The organism is Microbulbifer maximicatervae (SeqCode), from assembly GCF_052467815.1.
The window spans coordinates 7,501-23,149 of record NZ_CP174326.1; the positions used below are offsets into that span (position 1 = coordinate 7,501).

Here is a 15,649-nt window from a genome sequence, read left to right on the forward strand (position 1 = left end):
CGCGTCCCAGTGTGGTGATATTGCCGTCGTCATCCACCCCCTGGAAACCAGCCACAACAATGACCTTGCCTTCATCGAGATCGGTGCGCATTCGCTCCACATCGATACTTTGAATGCGAGCTTTGGTATGAGCATTGTCCGTAAGAATTTTTACCTGCCCACCAGTGTAGGAACAGGCGTCATAACCACGCTTCTTCAGGGCCATGCTCAAAAGGGCAATTGTGACTTGCTCTCCCGTGGAAACCAGAACATCCAACTCTCTGGGATCTGGCTTTTCCTGGATTTGATAAGCGAGATCAATCAGACGATTAGTTTCACCACTCATGGCAGACAAAACGACAACCATGTCATGTCCCTGAGCGCGAAATGCGGCGACTTTATCGGCCACAGCTTCAATTCGCTCAATGGAGCCAACTGAAGTCCCGCCATACTTCTGCACGAACAAACTCATAACTTACTGTGTTTCCTTAGCTCCACAATAAGTACGCTTCCTGCCCAACTCGTGCAGGCGCGCACTTAATCACCAAACCTCTGCGAAATCAACTCAACTACGAATTCAGACCACTAATTTGACAAAACTTAACTAGTTTAAGGATTGCTCAATCCAATTTGGCACTTCTTTCAGCATATTAGGGAGTGCGGACACATCGGTTCCACCACCCTGGGCCATATCTTTTCGACCGCCACCCTTGCCGCCCAGCTTCCCGGCAGCAAAGCGCATAAGGTCACCCGCAGAAAGCCGATCTGTCAGGTCTTGGGTAACTGCGGCAACCAAAGCCACCTTTTCGTCGCCCGGAGCCGCCAGCAACACTACGCCGCTGCCCAGCTTGTTCTTCATTTGATCCGCCAGATCTCTCAGTGATTTGGGGTCAGCTCCGTCAATAGAGGTTGCCAGCAATTTAAAGCCTGCCAGCTCAATGGCCTGAGCGGAAAGGTCTCCGCCAGCGCCACTGGCCAACTTGGTTTTTAACTGGGCAATCTCTTTTTCCAGTTTTCGATTGTTAAGCAGCAACTGTTCAACTTTGTCAGCCAAGGAGTCCGGACGCGCCTTAAGCAGAGTCGCTACATGCTCCAGACGCTGCTGTGCCTGATCAAACAGAGACATTGCGTGAGCGCCAGTAACCGCTTCGATTCGACGCTGGCCGGAAGCAATACCGCTTTCCCCAACAATGCGAATCAAACCAATATCACCAGTGCGCTTCACGTGAGTACCGCCACACAACTCAACGGAAAAAGCCTTGTCATCGGTTTTGCCCATGGAAAGTACACGCACAGTATCGCCGTACTTTTCGCCAAACAGAGCCATAGCGCCCATCGCTTTTGCAGACTCAATATCGGTTTCGTGAGTTTCAACTGGGGTATTTGCGCGAATTTGACTATTAACCAGGGATTCAATCGCGTGCAGCTGCTTTGCCGTTACAGCTTCGGGGTGGGAGAAGTCAAAGCGCAGGCGCTCCGAGTCCACCAGGGAGCCCTTCTGGGTAACATGCTCACCCAGCACTTTGCGCAAGGCGGCATGTAATAGATGGGTTGCAGAGTGATTCAGGGCGGTGGATTGACGAACATCTGCAGATACGACTGCCTCAAGGGTTTCGCCCACAGCGATGCCCCCCTTCAACACCTTACCAGTATGCAAATGGTGCGCGCTCTGCTTGGTGCAATCGCGCACTTCAAAGCGGGCAGCAGTGGAACTCAAATAGCCACTATCACCTACTTGACCACCGGACTCTGCGTAGAAGGGGGTCCGATCCAGAACAATTGCACCCTCTTCACCGTCTTCCAGGCGCTCAACCTGCTCACCACCTTTGACGATGGCTAACACTTTGCCTGCTGCCTCGGTCGCGCTGTAACCGAGAAACTCTGTAGCCCCTTCCAGTTCGAGGACGTCGGTATAGTCCTGTTTAAATTTACCGGCAGCGCGAGCTCTCTGGCGCTGGGCTTCCATAGCAGCTTCATATCCATCCATATCCAGGGATAGACCGCGCTCACGGGCAATATCCTGGGTTAGGTCTGTCGGGAAGCCGTAAGTATCATGCAGAGTAAATACCAACTCACCGGGGATCTCACTGCTTTCGAGGGAAGCCAGGGCATCCTCTAGCAGCGCCATTCCCTTATCCAGAGTCTTCGCAAACTGCTCTTCCTCTTTGCGCAGCGCATTCTCAATCACCTGCTGCTTTTCACGCAGCTCCGGGTATGCGTCACCCATCTGCTCGGCGAGCGCTTCTACCAGCTTGTAGAAGAAGATATCTTTGTGCCCAAGTTTGTGGCCATGGCGCACTGCGCGGCGAATAATGCGGCGAAGCACAAATCCACGGCCTTCGTTGGAAGGCATTACGCCATCGGCAATCAGGAATGAACAAGAGCGAATATGGTCGGCGATCACTCGCAAGGATTTCTCTTCCAGGTCGCTGCAGCCAACCACTTCTCCCGCAGCTTTCAGCAGCGCTTGGAACAAGTCAATTTCATAATTGGAGTGTACTCCCTGCATTACGGCGGCAATACGCTCCAGCCCCATGCCGGTATCCACTGAGGGTTTGGGCAGTGGGTGCAGTTCACCATCAGCGGTGCGCTCATACTGCATAAATACCAGGTTCCAGATCTCGATATAGCGATCGAGGTCGTCATTATCGGAACCGGGAGGGCCGCCGGGCACATCGGCACCGTGATCGTAGAAAATCTCAGAACTTGGACCGCAGGGCCCAGTATCACCCATCTGCCAGAAGTTATCCTCGTCGAGACGGGAGAAACGCTCGGCACTCACTCCCATTTCCTTCAGCCAAATATCAGCGGCTTCATCATCGCTGATATGTACGGTTACCCAAAGACGTTCCTCTGGCAAATTCAATACTTTGGTCAGGAACTCCCAGGCAAAGCGAATCGCTTCGCGCTTGAAGTAGTCGCCGAAGCTAAAGTTACCGAGCATTTCAAAAAACGTGTGGTGCCGTGCGGTGTAACCGACATTTTCAAGGTCGTTATGCTTGCCTCCTGCTCGTACACAGCGCTGTGAACTGGTGGCGCGATTGTAGGAACGCTTTTCCTGCCCCAGGAAGGTGTCCTTAAACTGCACCATGCCGGCATTGGTGAATAACAGCGTCGGGTCATTGCCCGGAACCAGGGAACTGGAGGGCACAATGGCATGACCCTGCTCAGCAAAATAATTCAGAAAGGCGTCGCGAATCTGTGCGCTTTTCATCCGGCGTAATTCCACTTCGTTAGTTGAGTTTTATTTGATTGGCGTCAGTGACACGGTGTCACTTCTGTTCCACTACTGTGCCAGCCCCTGTTCGGGCATTCTTTTTTGGGCAAGCAGGTGAACATGCAGGTGAAATACGGTTTGACCTGCGCTTCGACCGTTATTAACTACCAGTCGATAGCCCTCGAGCCCCAGCTTGCGCCCCAATTCTGCCGCCACCCACATCAGGTGGCCGAGCAGAGATTTATCCTCAGCCTGAGCCGCGGATAAATTCACTAGGGGTTTGCGTGGGATAATGAGGAGATGGGTCGGCGCTTGTGGCGCGCGATCCTCAATAACGACACATTGGTCGTCCTCGTAGATCATCTCAGCAGGGATATCTCCCGAGATAATTTGACTGAAAACGCTGGGTTCACCCATTGGTTTACTTTTCCAGCTTTTCCTCGGCTGTCAGCTGCCGCGCTTCAGATTCCAGCATTACCGGTATACCGTCCCGCACCGGATAGGCTAGACCACTGGCCTTGCAGACCAGCTCCTGTGTGTCCTCCCGGTATTCAAGCGGCGCTTTACTCACCGGACATACCAACAGGCTCAGCAACTTTTTATCCATGTTCCACCCCACTATTTTCCCTCGGTAATACTTCCGATGGGCAAAAATGACCGCGTATCATACAATGCTTCATAGGCTTTTACACGGTATTCGCCATAGCTTCTGCTGCGCCACCTGCTGGCTTTGCGCTTTTTTACCCTTATATGACAGAAGCAGTCTCTACTGAAACAGAATTGAGATGGCTAAGTAGCAGCTCCCGGGCTAAACGCCCCTCCTCTATTTCATTAAATACCTCGTGGTAAGACCTTGAGAAACAGTGCAACTGCTTGTTTTTTGACCCCACCTGTCCAAACCACTTGCGGCTGAGTTCCACATCGACAATATGGTCTGATTCCGGCAATAACAGAAGGCAAGGCGTGGATATCCCATCCAACCGGCCAGATAAAAACTCCCGCTCCTGCAAAAAAGTCTTAAACCAGCGCAGAGAGATGCTGTGATGCACAAGTTCATCACTGACATACCGCTTGACCACATCCGGACTACGAGATATCCACTGACTATTTATCTGGCTGGAAAGAGCCAACCCCGGAAGCCAGCGAGCCAAAAATAGCGCGAACCATAGCAGAAGGCCTTTTGGCTCACTTTTACCGCGAAAGCCCGGTGCGGAAAGATTTAAACTGTCGACAGATTTATATCGAATAGCACAGCCACAAGCGATAACAGCTCCCATACTGTGGCCAAGAAGATGCATCCCAAGCCCGGGGTTTCCACTTTTTACCAAAGAGATAAATTCATTTAGATCCTCACTATAAAGTGCAAAATCCTCAATATCCCCGCGCTTCCCATCCGACAATCCATGGCCATAATGATCTAAGGCATAGACACTGTACCCTGCTCGATTGAGATCTTCCGCCAGCTCACTGTAACGCCCACTGTGCTCGCCCAACCCGTGGGATATAACCACTACACCCACAGCTTCTTCTACCCACCAGCGCCGGTAATACAGCGTCACTCCCCTGGTGACAAACTCCATTGCAATCTCCTTATTGATTATTATTTTGCTAGCTAATCGCTATTCCAGGGTTTCGCGGTACCTGCCCAGCATGGCCAAATGATTCATGCGGGACCGTTTAAGTAGCGCTTCCTGGGCTGCTTCAACATTCTCCGGGCGCCCCTGCCAAGCAGCGAGTGCTGGCTCTTGTAGTGCGCGCCCATAGGAAAAGCTCAACTGCCAGGGGCCACCACCTTGCTGATTCATTGCATTAAGATTGGCCGTGGCCTCTTCTGGCCCCTGCCCCCCGGAAAGAAAGTTAATTCCCGGCACTGCTGCGGGGACCGTTCGCCGCAAGCTGCGCAGGGTATATTCGGCCACCTGCTCAGGGTCAGCCGTTTCCGCCCCCGCACCAGGGGTTACCATACTGGGCTTGAGCAACATCAGCTCCAGTATTACCCCGTGCTGGTGGAGTGCGTGGAACACAGAGTGCCAAACCCGCTCATTTACCGCCGCACTGCGCTCTATATCGTGCTCACCGTCCATCAGAACCTCTGGCTCGACAATAGGAACCACCCCTTCGGCCTGGCATACCGCTGCATAGCGGGCCAACATCTCAGCATTTGCGGTAAGCCCCAGGCGCGTGGGGTTGTGATGGCCAATAGGATAGACTTCGCGCCACTTGGCGAAGCGAGCTCCTTGCTTTTTATATTGCTGCAAGCGCTCAGACAACCCGTCCAGCCCGTAGGTGATCATATCCCCAGGCGCTCCAGGCAGAGGGCCCTTGCCCTTATCCACCTTAATGCCCGGCACTATCCCCTGTGACGCAGCCACCTCCGGCAAAGGCTGACCCTCAACATCTTTTTGCCCCAGGGTTTCCTCGAACAAAATAACGCCACTGATACATTCACCCAACCCCTTACAAGACAGCAGCGCGGCACGGTAGTCGCGCCGGTTTTTCTCGGTGGAATCCACTCCAATCGTGGCAAAGCGCTTGGCAATAGTGCCGCCACTCTCATCGGCAGCCAGGATGCCCCTTTGACCATCGACCAAAGTTGCTACAGTTTCCTCCAGCATATCGATATGTGACATCTCTACACCTCCCTTAGGTTATTACGCTAAGAGGATAGGCGGTCCAGCCTAAAAAGCTTTACAGGCTTTTACCGCCCTCCGCCAACCAGCCAACAACTGCTCCCTCTCCGCCTGAGTCATTGCCGGCATAAAGTCCCGTTCAATTTCCTGCAAACACTCCGGTAATTCCTTTGATCGCCAAGTTCCACTGCCAATACCAGCCAGCAACGCAGCACCAATAGCCGTCGATTCAATCTGCTGGGGCCGTTCAACACGCAAAGAGGAAATGTCCGCCTGGAATTGCATCAGGAAATTATTCGCGCAAGCACCCCCATCCACACGCATATGGGTAATCGGCAAGCCCAGGGCCTGCTCCATCAAGCGGGCCAGCTCATCACTCTGGTAAGCTATAGATTCCAAAGTGGCACGCACCACCTCAGCTCGACCAGCCCCCCGACTCAAGCCGCAAATAGTCCCCCGTGCCGATGGGTCCCAGTGCGGCGCACCCAACCCACTAAATGCAGGTACAAGATAAACGCCGCGGGTATGAGGAATACTCTGGGCGATAATTTCAGTATCCACCGCCTGCTGGATCATTCCCATCTCGTCGCGCAGCCACTGTATAGCGGAACCCGCCGTAAAAACTGAACCCTCTACGGCATAGGCCGGATTACCCTGGGCATCACAGGCCACTGTAGCCAGCAACCCCTGGGGAAGCTCCGGGCGATCCTCGCCGGCAAAAGCCAACATAAAGCAGCCGGTTCCATAGGTGTTTTTTATACTACCGGGCTCGGTACAACCCTGGCCAAACAGTGCTGCCTGCTGATCCCCGGCAACACCACAAATCGGAGCCGATGTGCCGAGAAAAGCATGGGGGTCTGTATCGGTAAAGTGGCCAGCCGACGGTAGAATTCTTGGAAGAATGGATTCAGGGCACTGGAAAAAATCCAGCAGCTCACTATCCCAGGCTTTATCTTTTATGTTGTACAGGAGGGTACGACTGGCATTTGTGTGATCGGTGAGATGGGCTTTGCCACCGCTCATTTTCCAGATCAACCAGCTATCTACGGTGCCGAAACACAGGTCGCCATTTTGAGCTCGGGTTAGTAAATCCGGGTTCCGGCGGAACAGCCAAGTCAACTTACTTGCGGAAAAGTAAGCATCCAGCAACAGGCCACTGCGCTCTCGCAACCAATCAGACCTGCCGAGTTCCCCCAACTCCCGGCATACCTCTGCCGAGCGCCGGCACTGCCACACAATCGCAGGGAAAACCGGCTCACCGGTATATCTATCCCAGACGATCGTGGTCTCACGCTGGTTGGTAATTCCCACGGCGGTGATATCCGATGCGCGAACACCTGCGCGCTGGAGTGCTGCGGCACAGACCCGGAGAGTTACCGACCAAATCTCTTCCGCATCCTGCTCAACCCAGCCAGGCTGGGGGTAATGATTGGGAATTTCCGAGTAACTGCGACCAATCAGGTGGCCCTTACCATCGAAGATAAAGGCTGTGGTACCGGTGGTGCCCTGGTCAATAGACAGGATCATAAAGTTCTCGCGCTTATTCTTTTAGTCTCTTTCTGTACCTGAAAATACGGCCGAAACCTATCGACCAGTCATTCAGGCAGTAGTCAGAGTATAAGCCCGATTAATTGCCGTCCAGCGCCCAGCTAATCGCATCCGTGGGGAAGCCCCGGTAAGCCAGGTATCGCTGGCGCCGCGCTCGCTCCTTCATCCACTGATCCCGTGGAAGCTCTGCGCTCATAGGGACCCGGTATTTTCTCTGAAGCATTTCCGCAGCTAACTCAAACCAATCCACTTCCAACTGATCCAGCGCCTGGGCAATTAGTTCACCGCGTACGCCGCGCTGCTGTAGCTCCTGGCGAATACGCATCGGCCCCTGACCGCGCTGGACACGGGAGCGGGCAAAAACTTCGGCAAAGCGTTGATCGGATTGATAGTTGAGTTCGTGTAGGCGCTCAAATAGCGTGTCGAAATCGGCGCTGGGGAATTTTGCCGCGAGCTTTTGCCTCAATTCATGGCGGGAGTGCTCGCGGCGGGTCAACAGCTCAAGCGCCGCGCTGAAAAGCGCTTGAGCTGGATCAACGGAAAAATCCGCTTTTGAGTACGGCATTTACTCTTCCGGTAATTCCGCAGCCTCTTCAGGGGTCGCAGGCACTAAATCACCGAGCAGCTGCGCACGCAACTGGCCTTCAATCTCGTTGCGAATATCGGGGTTATCGCGCAGGAACTTGGTAGCGTTCGCCTTGCCCTGGCCAATTTTGTCGCCCTTGTAGCTGTACCAGGCTCCGGCTTTATCCACCAGCCCCATCTTCACGCCGTAATCGACGACCTCACCAATCATGTTAATGCCTTCGCCATACATGATCTGGAACTCGGTCTGCTTAAACGGAGGAGCTACCTTGTTCTTAACCACTTTCACTCGGGTTTCGTTACCTACCACCTCATCGCCATCTTTAACGGAACCGATACGACGGATGTCCAAGCGCACAGAAGAGTAGAACTTGAGGGCATTACCACCAGTGGTGGTTTCAGGGCTGCCGAACATAACACCGATCTTCATGCGGATCTGGTTGATAAAGATCGCCAGGGTGTTGGTGTTCTTGATATTACCAGTGAGCTTACGCAGAGCCTGGGACATCAAACGAGCCTGCAAGCCCACGTGGGAATCACCCATCTCACCTTCGATCTCAGCGCGCGGGGTCAAGGCCGCAACGGAGTCTACTACCAGCACATCAACGGCACCGGAGCGCACTAGCATATCGGCAACTTCCAGCGCCTGCTCACCGGTATCCGGCTGGGATACGATCAGCTCATCGACGTTAACACCCAGTTTTTCAGCGTAGATAGGGTCGAGGGCGTGCTCTGCATCCACGAAAGCACAAGTGCCACCCTTGCGCTGGGCCTCGGCAATCACCTGCAAGGTGAGGGTGGTCTTACCGGAGGATTCTGGTCCATAGATTTCAACGATACGGCCACGCGGCAAGCCGCCTATACCCAGGGCCACATCCAAGCCGAGGGAGCCGGTGGAGATCGCAGGAATACGCTCGCGCTCCTTGTCTCCCATACGCATCACAGTGCCTTTACCGAACTGACGTTCAATCTGAGATAGCGCCGCCTTTAATGCCTTGTCTTTATTGGAATCCATGACCATTCCCGTATTTCTGAGCTGAATTGAGTGGTGGCAAGCTTAACGAAGGATTACTGTATAGGCAACCAGTAATTCCATATACTGAGTACCAGCTTCAGACTGAGTGAGCCTCACTTCAAAAAGAAGTCTGAAGCCGGGGCAAACGAACAAAGATTGACCCAGCGGACAAGTTCAAACCGGGTGCTCACGGACAACCTTTAACATTCCCTTCAGCGCCTCAATGACCGTCTGCGATTGCACCTCTGCCCGGTTACCACTGAACAGAAAACACTTCGCATCAATCTGCACTGGCTCTTGCCCCTCCGCATGGGCCCAGGCGATCCAAACTGTACCTACCGGCTTCTCGGCAGTGCCACCATCAGGCCCCGCGATACCACTGACCGCAACGGCGAGATTGGCATCCATCATCGCCAGAACCCCACAAGCCATCTGTCGAGCGACCGGCTCACTCACTGCCCCAAACTGCTTGAGATCATTGCTGTCGACACCCAGAACACCGTTCTTGATACGATTCGCATAGCTCACGATCGATCCATCAAACCAATTCGAAGCACCCGCTATAGAGGTAATAGCCGCCGCAATCGCACCACCGGTGCAAGATTCTGCCGACGTCACGCACCAATCTCTCTTTTCCAGCTCCCCGCCCAACTCTCTGGCAAGCTCAGTTATCTCTCTGTATTCCACCGTTTCTTCCTGTTCAACCGCTCCTGGGCCACAACCGAATATTACAGCACAGAAGCGGGCTCTTATTCTGGGTGCCGACCTGCAGCAAGCTTACAAATTCCATTTTAAGTAAGATGCCCCATACCGAATATACAACCGTCCTGCAGTGGTGAAGCCGCAAACCCTTAAAAAACTCAATCCACGCCGGCTGCACACCGGCGCCGACACCAAAAGATAAATCTCACGCTGTCGAAGCGCTCGCAAGCGGCGGCAGCACTCTAGAAAATAAAACTACCTATGGGAACCAGGCTGCCAATTCTAATTTCCGCCGCCGGCCCACCTTCAAATTAGAATTTAAATTTTAAAAGGGGTCTTAAATCAGCAAATAATTTCAGGCGGGCAATCCAATAAGCAACAACAAATTTAAAAATAAAAACGTAAACAATGTAAAAACACATTAATACGCACTGGCTGTCCCCAATTTCAAAGCAAAAAAATTTTGCATATGCGACAAGTTGGACCAGTCTTACGATAAAAAGCCCGGACTTTCTCTATGCAACAATCGGCTTTTTGTTAGTCTGTTACTGCTGTACTGAATATATAAATATCAAAATAAAAAGCAGATAAGTCCCCAAGCCCAACAAACATTAATCATCGTGGCAGATCACCGCCATTATAAAAACACAATGAAGTTGGCACCCCATAGATAATTAAAGAAAGACAAAATCATGAATTTGAAAAAATCAGCGATCACGGCTGCTATTGTAGGCGCCTGTGTGTCCTCACTTGCCAATTCAAAAACTTTGGTCTGGGAAGATAATTTCGACGGCGACAGTATTGATAAGTCCGTTTGGACTTACGATGTGGGCAACTCAGGCTGGGGTAACAATGAGCTGCAAACCTACACCGATGATAGCGCCAATGCCTATGTCGAAGATGGCAACCTTATTATTCAAGCACTGCAAAACGACGACGGCAGTTTTACTTCTGCCCGCCTGAAATCCCTGGGTCGTATGACTTATAAATACGGCACCATTGAAGCCCGCATTAAATTACCCGACCTGGATGCCGGATTGTGGCCCGCCTTCTGGCAGCTGGGTGGCGACTACGGCCAAGTGGGCTGGCCCGCTTGCGGCGAACTGGATATTCTTGAGGCAGGCATGGCAGATGCGCTCAACGCCGGCACGGTCAACTCAGAGGTTTCTGGCGCTTTTCATTGGCAGTATGAATCCGATGAAGGTATAAACTATACAGCGGACTACGGCCTATCAAAAAATCTAGTTGACGATTTCGGCCTCAGCACAGACCTTACCGAGGACTACCATATTTTCGGCATGACCTGGACCCCGGACAGCATCATTATGTGGGTCGACGACGAAGCCAATGAAATCATCAGCTTCAACACTGAACCCGAGGATAGACCCGAGACGCTAGATGAATTCCGCCAGCACAACTTCCTGATTCTAAACCTGGCGGTAGGTGGCAAATTCCCGGGGATTTATGCCAATAGCGACGTCACTGCCCCCATGCCCGCCAAAATGTATGTGGACTATGTTCGCATCTACGATAACGACGACAGCAGCTACAGCACAGAAATCTCCCTGGCTGAAGACACCGCCAAAACAGGTGATATCGGCGTATTTTCCGAGGGCAGCAACCTCTCCGAATCCCTGGAGCTTGGCACCGATACCGAGCTGTATGTCTGGAACCAAAACAGCATGTCAGCTACTGTCAGCGCCGAAGCTGCCGAGGGTGATGAGGCCCTGGAGTTTGATATTACCGCTGGTGAATGGTTCGGCATGGGCTTCTGGATGCACTATGACCTAAACCTAATGAACTACGAAAACGGTCATCTCAATTTCAAAATGAAAACCACCAGCAGCCAGACTATCGGCATTGGTATTTCCAGTACTGGTGGCGGAGATGCCTGGGTAGATCTGGTGGATGGTGATGATACCTACGGCCTGGAGCGCGATGGCGAATGGCATCAGGTCAGTATCCCCCTAAGCAAACTGGGAGTGGACTTCAACACTATCAGTCAGGCGTTTATGATTCGAGGTGATGCCGCCTCTGAAGATTTTGTTCTGTCCATTGACGATATCTACTTTAGCGAAAGTGTTGAAAAAACAGCCCCGACCGGTGTCTTTTCTCTCTACACCGAAACTACAGAGGCCAACTCAACTTTCACACTGGGAACTGATGGCAACCTGTATATTTGGGGCGATACCCTGCTGGAGGCCACTCAAACCCCATTCGAAGGTGAAGAGTCCCTCTCCTATTACTCCTCCGGGGCCGGCTGGTTTGGAATGGCATTTACTGCCGACAGCTACTACGATCTATCCGCCTTCGATAATGATACTGCAACGCTGAATTTCGCCCTGAAAACCAGCTCAGAAACCACCTTTAAAATTGGCATGAAGAGCGGTAGCGTCAGCGATATTGGGCAGCAGTGGATTGAATTTGCCAACGGCTCTGATCCTTACGAATTCGCGCGGGATGGCGAGTGGCACCAGGTATCAATCCCCGTTACTGATTTCAGTAGCGAGGTAGATATGTCAAATGTTATCCAGTTATTTGAGCTACTGGGTGTTGATGGAGATATCAGCGATATTGAGATTGACGACATCTATTTCTCTGGCGGAAGCTCAGACAGCGATAGCAATGGCAACTGCCGTCCTCACTCTCACAAGTGCCACCCTCATCATAAAGGGCACAACCATCGCCATAGAGACTGCAACCCACCCGCACGATGCGCACAGGGACCTCGCAGAAACTAAAAGTACAAGGGCGCTGCCAAATAGCAGCGCCCCTTTCTTTATTACACCACTCAATCTTTTTCACCAATATCAAAACCTGCCTTATTTGCCGACAGATATTACCTTTTAGGATATGACCCGGCGTAAGACAAAGCATAAAAACAATAAATCCAGATTAAATCGCTTACAATTTTATTCAATGCAGTAGGGCCGGAAAAAGAATTTCCACACAAAATATTTGCGAACAAAAACACAAAAAAGAATTTTTTCTTTTTGTAAAAAAATTACAAGAAATTATCTTTCCGATGTATGCGACAAGCAGGACCACAACTACGACGAGAGGCCTAAATTCACTTCCCTGTAGAACAATCGTTTTGCTAGGCTTTGCTCGTGGCCAGCACCCGATTTTCAAATGAATTGAAGGAAATTGCAATTTAAGTATCTAGCATTCACTAGATTTACAAATAGTATTTAACTGTGTCACACCATCACTATCAGGCATTTTATTCTTATAAATAATTAACAACGAAAGAAAATCATGATTATTAAAAAAACAGCGATAGCAGCCGCTATTGTCGGCACAATTGTGTCCTCAATGGCCAATTCAAAAACTCTGGTCTGGGAAGATAATTTTGACGGGGACACGATCGATACTTCCGTCTGGACCTACGACGTTGGCAACTCCGGCTGGGGCAACAACGAATTACAAAACTATACCGATGATAGCGACAACGCTTACATCGAAGATGGAAACCTAATTATTCAGGCCGTAGAGGAAAGTGACGGCAGCTTTAGCTCGGCACGCCTTAAATCCCTTGGCCGCCTAACCTACAAATATGGAACTATCGAAGCCCGTATTAAATTGCCAGATATGGACGCAGGCCTATGGCCGGCCTTCTGGCAGTTAGGCAGCGACTACGGCCAGGTTGGTTGGCCCGCGTGTGGTGAGCTGGATATTCTCGAAGGCGGTATGGCCGAAGCGCTTGAAGCTGGCATTGTAAACTCTGAAGTATCTGGGGCCTTCCACTGGTGGCACGAGTCCGATGATTACACAGGACAAGCAGACTATGGTGAATCCAAGAACCTGGTTGAAGATTTTGGCTCCAGTACCGACCTGACTGAGGATTACCATATCTTCGGTATGACCTGGACACCTGAAAGCATTGCTATGTGGGTAGACGATGAAACCAATGAGGTTATCAGCATTGGCACCGATGACCCTGCATTTGATGAATTCCAACAACATCACTTTTTAATTCTCAACCTCGCGGTTGGCGGCATATTCCCACAACTTTACGCCAATAGTGATATCACTGCGCCCATGCCAGCCAAGATGTATGTAGACTACGTGCGTATCTATGACAACGATGACAGCAGCTACAGCACTGAACTCTCCTTCGCAGCCGATACTGCGAAAAGTGGCAACCTTGGTGTCTACGGTGATAGTAGTGAATTTTCCGAATCCCTAACATTTGGCACTGACTCCGAGCTCTATGTTTGGAACAACATGGAAAGCCAGGACAGCAGTGACGCACTTGAATTTGAAGTGGGTACTGGCGAATGGTTCGGCATGGGTGTATGGATGCAGTACGACCTGAATTTGATGAACTATCAAAATGGTCACCTGAACTTCCTGATGAAAACGACCACCGAGCAGACCATCGGAATCGGCATTGCCAGCACCAGTGGTGGAGATGCCTGGGTAGACCTGAGCGTTGACGGAGACACTTTTGGACTTGAGCGCGATGGCGAGTGGCATGAAGTAAGCATTCCCCTAAGCAAATTCGGAGTGGACTTCAACACCATCAGCCAAGCAATTATGGTGCGTGGCGACGCACCATCAGAAGCCTTTACCCTATCCTTCGATGATATCTACTTTAGTGAAAGCGTCGATAAGACGGCACCAACAGGTACCTTCTCTATATACAGCGAAACTACCGAAGCCGACTCCACTTTCGAGCTGGGTACCGATGGTAATCTGTACATTTGGGGAGATACCCTAATTGAAACCTCCCCCTCCCCCTATGAAGGCTCTGAATCCCTATCCTACACATCATCCGGTGCAGGCTGGTTCGGCATGGCCTTTACCGCTGATTATTACTACGACCTATCAGCATTCGACCACGATACTGCCACACTCAACTTCGCCCTGAAGAGCAGCTCGACAACGACTTTCCAGATCGGCATGAAGAGCGGCAGCGTCGGTGATATTGGACAGAAGTGGATTGAGTTTACCAATGGCTCAGATCCCTACGGCTTTACCCGAGACGGTGAATGGCACCAGATATCCATCCCAGTATCCGACTTCAGTGATGAAGTTGACATGTCCGACGTTATCCAGCTATTTGAACTGCTAGGTGTAGATGGCGATATCAATGATATCGAGATCGACAATATCCACTTCGCTGGCGGTAACGGAAGTAGTGATGACTCTGGAAATGACTCAGATAGCGGCGACGATAGTGACAACAGCGAAGCCGGCGACCAAGACCTAACTGCCCAAGCTATCGTCACCGCCAGCAGTGAGGTCCAATCCATAGCTAATGCCGTTGATGGCAACAGCAGCACCCGCTGGGAAAGCGCCCATGGCGGTGACTCAGTGTGGGTACTTCTGGATCTGGGTGAAGCAGAAGCTCTGAACACCCTGACTATCGACTGGGAAACCGCCAACGCTGCAACCTATACGGTGGAAGGCAGTAACGACACAGCCTCTTGGACTACGCTGGCCAACTTTAGTGGCGGTACCGCCGGAGAGAGAACCGATGAACACGCCCTGAGTGGAAGCTATCGATATGTGCGCCTGTACTTCACTGAGCGCAGCACAAGCTATGGGTACTCCATCTGGGAACTGGGCTTAACTGGTGGCGACAGCCAAGATTCAAGTATCTCTGCAACCTCTGAACTGCAAAGTGCTGAACTGGCAATCGACGGAGACAGTAGCACCCGCTGGGAGAGTGCCCACGGTGTGGACAATGTCAGCCTGACTTATGATCTCGGCTCTGTGCAGTCCATTGGCACCCTCAATATCGACTGGGAAACTGCCAATGCGGCTGCCTACACTCTGCTCGGCAGTACCGATGGCAGCAACTGGACAACTGTTGAGTCATTTTCTGGAATGGGAACCGGTGAACGCACCGACGCAATCACCGTAGAGGGAAACTACCGTTACCTGAAGATTGACTGCACCGAACGCAATACTGTGTACGGCTACTCCATTTGGGAAATTAGCACTTACTAATTGCAGCTGGTAGTA

The 15,649-nt window shown here is 51.6% G+C and carries 12 protein-coding genes (1 of these 12 cut by a window edge); 2 read left to right on the forward strand and 10 right to left on the reverse strand.

Going from position 1 to position 15,649, the window contains the following annotated elements; all coding sequences use genetic code 11:
• The 10 genes from ACJJIW_RS00040 to ACJJIW_RS00085 all read right to left on the reverse strand — a co-directional run.
• Window positions 1–451, reverse strand: the 5' portion of a protein-coding gene (locus ACJJIW_RS00040; RefSeq protein ID WP_444936403.1) for an aspartate kinase. The gene continues 782 nt to the left of window position 1, outside the view; the window shows 451 of its 1,233 coding nt (coding positions 1–451); its start codon is at window positions 449–451; its stop codon lies off the left edge, out of view.
• Window positions 452–583: 132 nt separating this feature from the next.
• Window positions 584–3,193: an alanine--tRNA ligase gene (gene alaS / locus ACJJIW_RS00045; RefSeq protein WP_444936404.1), complete on the reverse strand. Its 2,610-nt coding sequence runs from the start codon at window positions 3,191–3,193 to the stop codon at window positions 584–586.
• A 72-nt stretch (window positions 3,194–3,265) separates the two neighbouring features.
• The gene (locus ACJJIW_RS00050; RefSeq protein WP_444936405.1) at window positions 3,266–3,613 is read right to left on the reverse strand and encodes a histidine triad nucleotide-binding protein; all 348 of its coding nucleotides are present in this window, start codon (window positions 3,611–3,613) and stop codon (window positions 3,266–3,268) included.
• A 4-nt stretch (window positions 3,614–3,617) separates the two neighbouring features.
• On the reverse strand, window positions 3,618–3,803 hold the full coding sequence (locus ACJJIW_RS00055) for a Trm112 family protein (protein WP_108734085.1): 186 nt from the start codon (window positions 3,801–3,803) through the stop codon (window positions 3,618–3,620).
• A 139-nt stretch (window positions 3,804–3,942) separates the two neighbouring features.
• Window positions 3,943–4,776, reverse strand: a complete 834-nt coding sequence (locus tag ACJJIW_RS00060) for an alpha/beta hydrolase (RefSeq protein ID WP_444936406.1) — start codon at window positions 4,774–4,776, stop codon at window positions 3,943–3,945.
• Window positions 4,777–4,815: 39 nt separating this feature from the next.
• Window positions 4,816–5,826: a class I fructose-bisphosphate aldolase gene (locus tag ACJJIW_RS00065; RefSeq protein ID WP_444936407.1), complete on the reverse strand. Its 1,011-nt coding sequence runs from the start codon at window positions 5,824–5,826 to the stop codon at window positions 4,816–4,818.
• Between the two features lie 48 nt (window positions 5,827–5,874).
• Complete coding sequence (gene glpK, locus ACJJIW_RS00070; protein WP_444936408.1) at window positions 5,875–7,353, reverse strand: glycerol kinase GlpK; 1,479 nt, start codon at window positions 7,351–7,353, stop codon at window positions 5,875–5,877.
• Window positions 7,354–7,453: 100 nt separating this feature from the next.
• Window positions 7,454–7,939, reverse strand: coding sequence for a regulatory protein RecX (locus ACJJIW_RS00075; protein WP_282933753.1), 486 nt, complete (start codon window positions 7,937–7,939; stop codon window positions 7,454–7,456).
• Entirely contained in the window at window positions 7,940–8,974 is a 1,035-nt protein-coding gene (recA, locus tag ACJJIW_RS00080; RefSeq protein ID WP_282933754.1) for a recombinase RecA, read from the reverse strand.
• 174 nt (window positions 8,975–9,148) lie between these two features.
• Entirely contained in the window at window positions 9,149–9,661 is a 513-nt protein-coding gene (locus tag ACJJIW_RS00085; protein ID WP_444936409.1) for a CinA family protein, read from the reverse strand.
• 707 nt (window positions 9,662–10,368) lie between these two features.
• On the opposite strand from ACJJIW_RS00085, the gene ACJJIW_RS00090 reads away from it, so the two are divergent.
• Both ACJJIW_RS00090 and ACJJIW_RS00095 read left to right on the forward strand, forming a co-directional pair.
• Window positions 10,369–12,417 (forward strand): glycoside hydrolase family 16 protein, encoded by a 2,049-nt coding sequence (locus ACJJIW_RS00090; protein WP_444936410.1) that lies wholly within the window; start codon window positions 10,369–10,371, stop codon window positions 12,415–12,417.
• A 517-nt stretch (window positions 12,418–12,934) separates the two neighbouring features.
• Window positions 12,935–15,634 carry a discoidin domain-containing protein gene (locus tag ACJJIW_RS00095; RefSeq protein ID WP_444936411.1) on the forward strand — a complete coding sequence of 900 codons (2,700 nt, stop codon included), beginning with the start codon at window positions 12,935–12,937 and terminating at the stop codon, window positions 15,632–15,634.
• Window positions 15,635–15,649: the final 15 nt, after the last annotated feature.

Bases quoted from the DNA above. Each gene is read 5' to 3' on its own strand.
- ACJJIW_RS00065 (WP_444936407.1), bottom strand. From the start codon at position 5,826: ATGTCACATATCGATATGCTGGAGGAAACTGTAGCAACTTTGGTCGAT.
- ACJJIW_RS00060 (WP_444936406.1), bottom strand. From the start codon at position 4,776: ATGGAGTTTGTCACCAGGGGAGTGACGCTGTATTACCGGCGCTGGTGG.
- ACJJIW_RS00055 (WP_108734085.1), bottom strand. From the start codon at position 3,803: ATGGATAAAAAGTTGCTGAGCCTGTTGGTATGTCCGGTGAGTAAAGCG.
- ACJJIW_RS00095 (WP_444936411.1), top strand. From the start codon at position 12,935: ATGATTATTAAAAAAACAGCGATAGCAGCCGCTATTGTCGGCACAATT.
- glpK (WP_444936408.1), bottom strand. From the start codon at position 7,353: ATGATCCTGTCTATTGACCAGGGCACCACCGGTACCACAGCCTTTATC.
- recA (WP_282933754.1), bottom strand. From the start codon at position 8,974: ATGGATTCCAATAAAGACAAGGCATTAAAGGCGGCGCTATCTCAGATT.
- ACJJIW_RS00090 (WP_444936410.1), top strand. From the start codon at position 10,369: ATGAATTTGAAAAAATCAGCGATCACGGCTGCTATTGTAGGCGCCTGT.
- ACJJIW_RS00075 (WP_282933753.1), bottom strand. From the start codon at position 7,939: ATGCCGTACTCAAAAGCGGATTTTTCCGTTGATCCAGCTCAAGCGCTT.
- ACJJIW_RS00050 (WP_444936405.1), bottom strand. From the start codon at position 3,613: ATGGGTGAACCCAGCGTTTTCAGTCAAATTATCTCGGGAGATATCCCT.
- alaS (WP_444936404.1), bottom strand. From the start codon at position 3,193: ATGAAAAGCGCACAGATTCGCGACGCCTTTCTGAATTATTTTGCTGAG.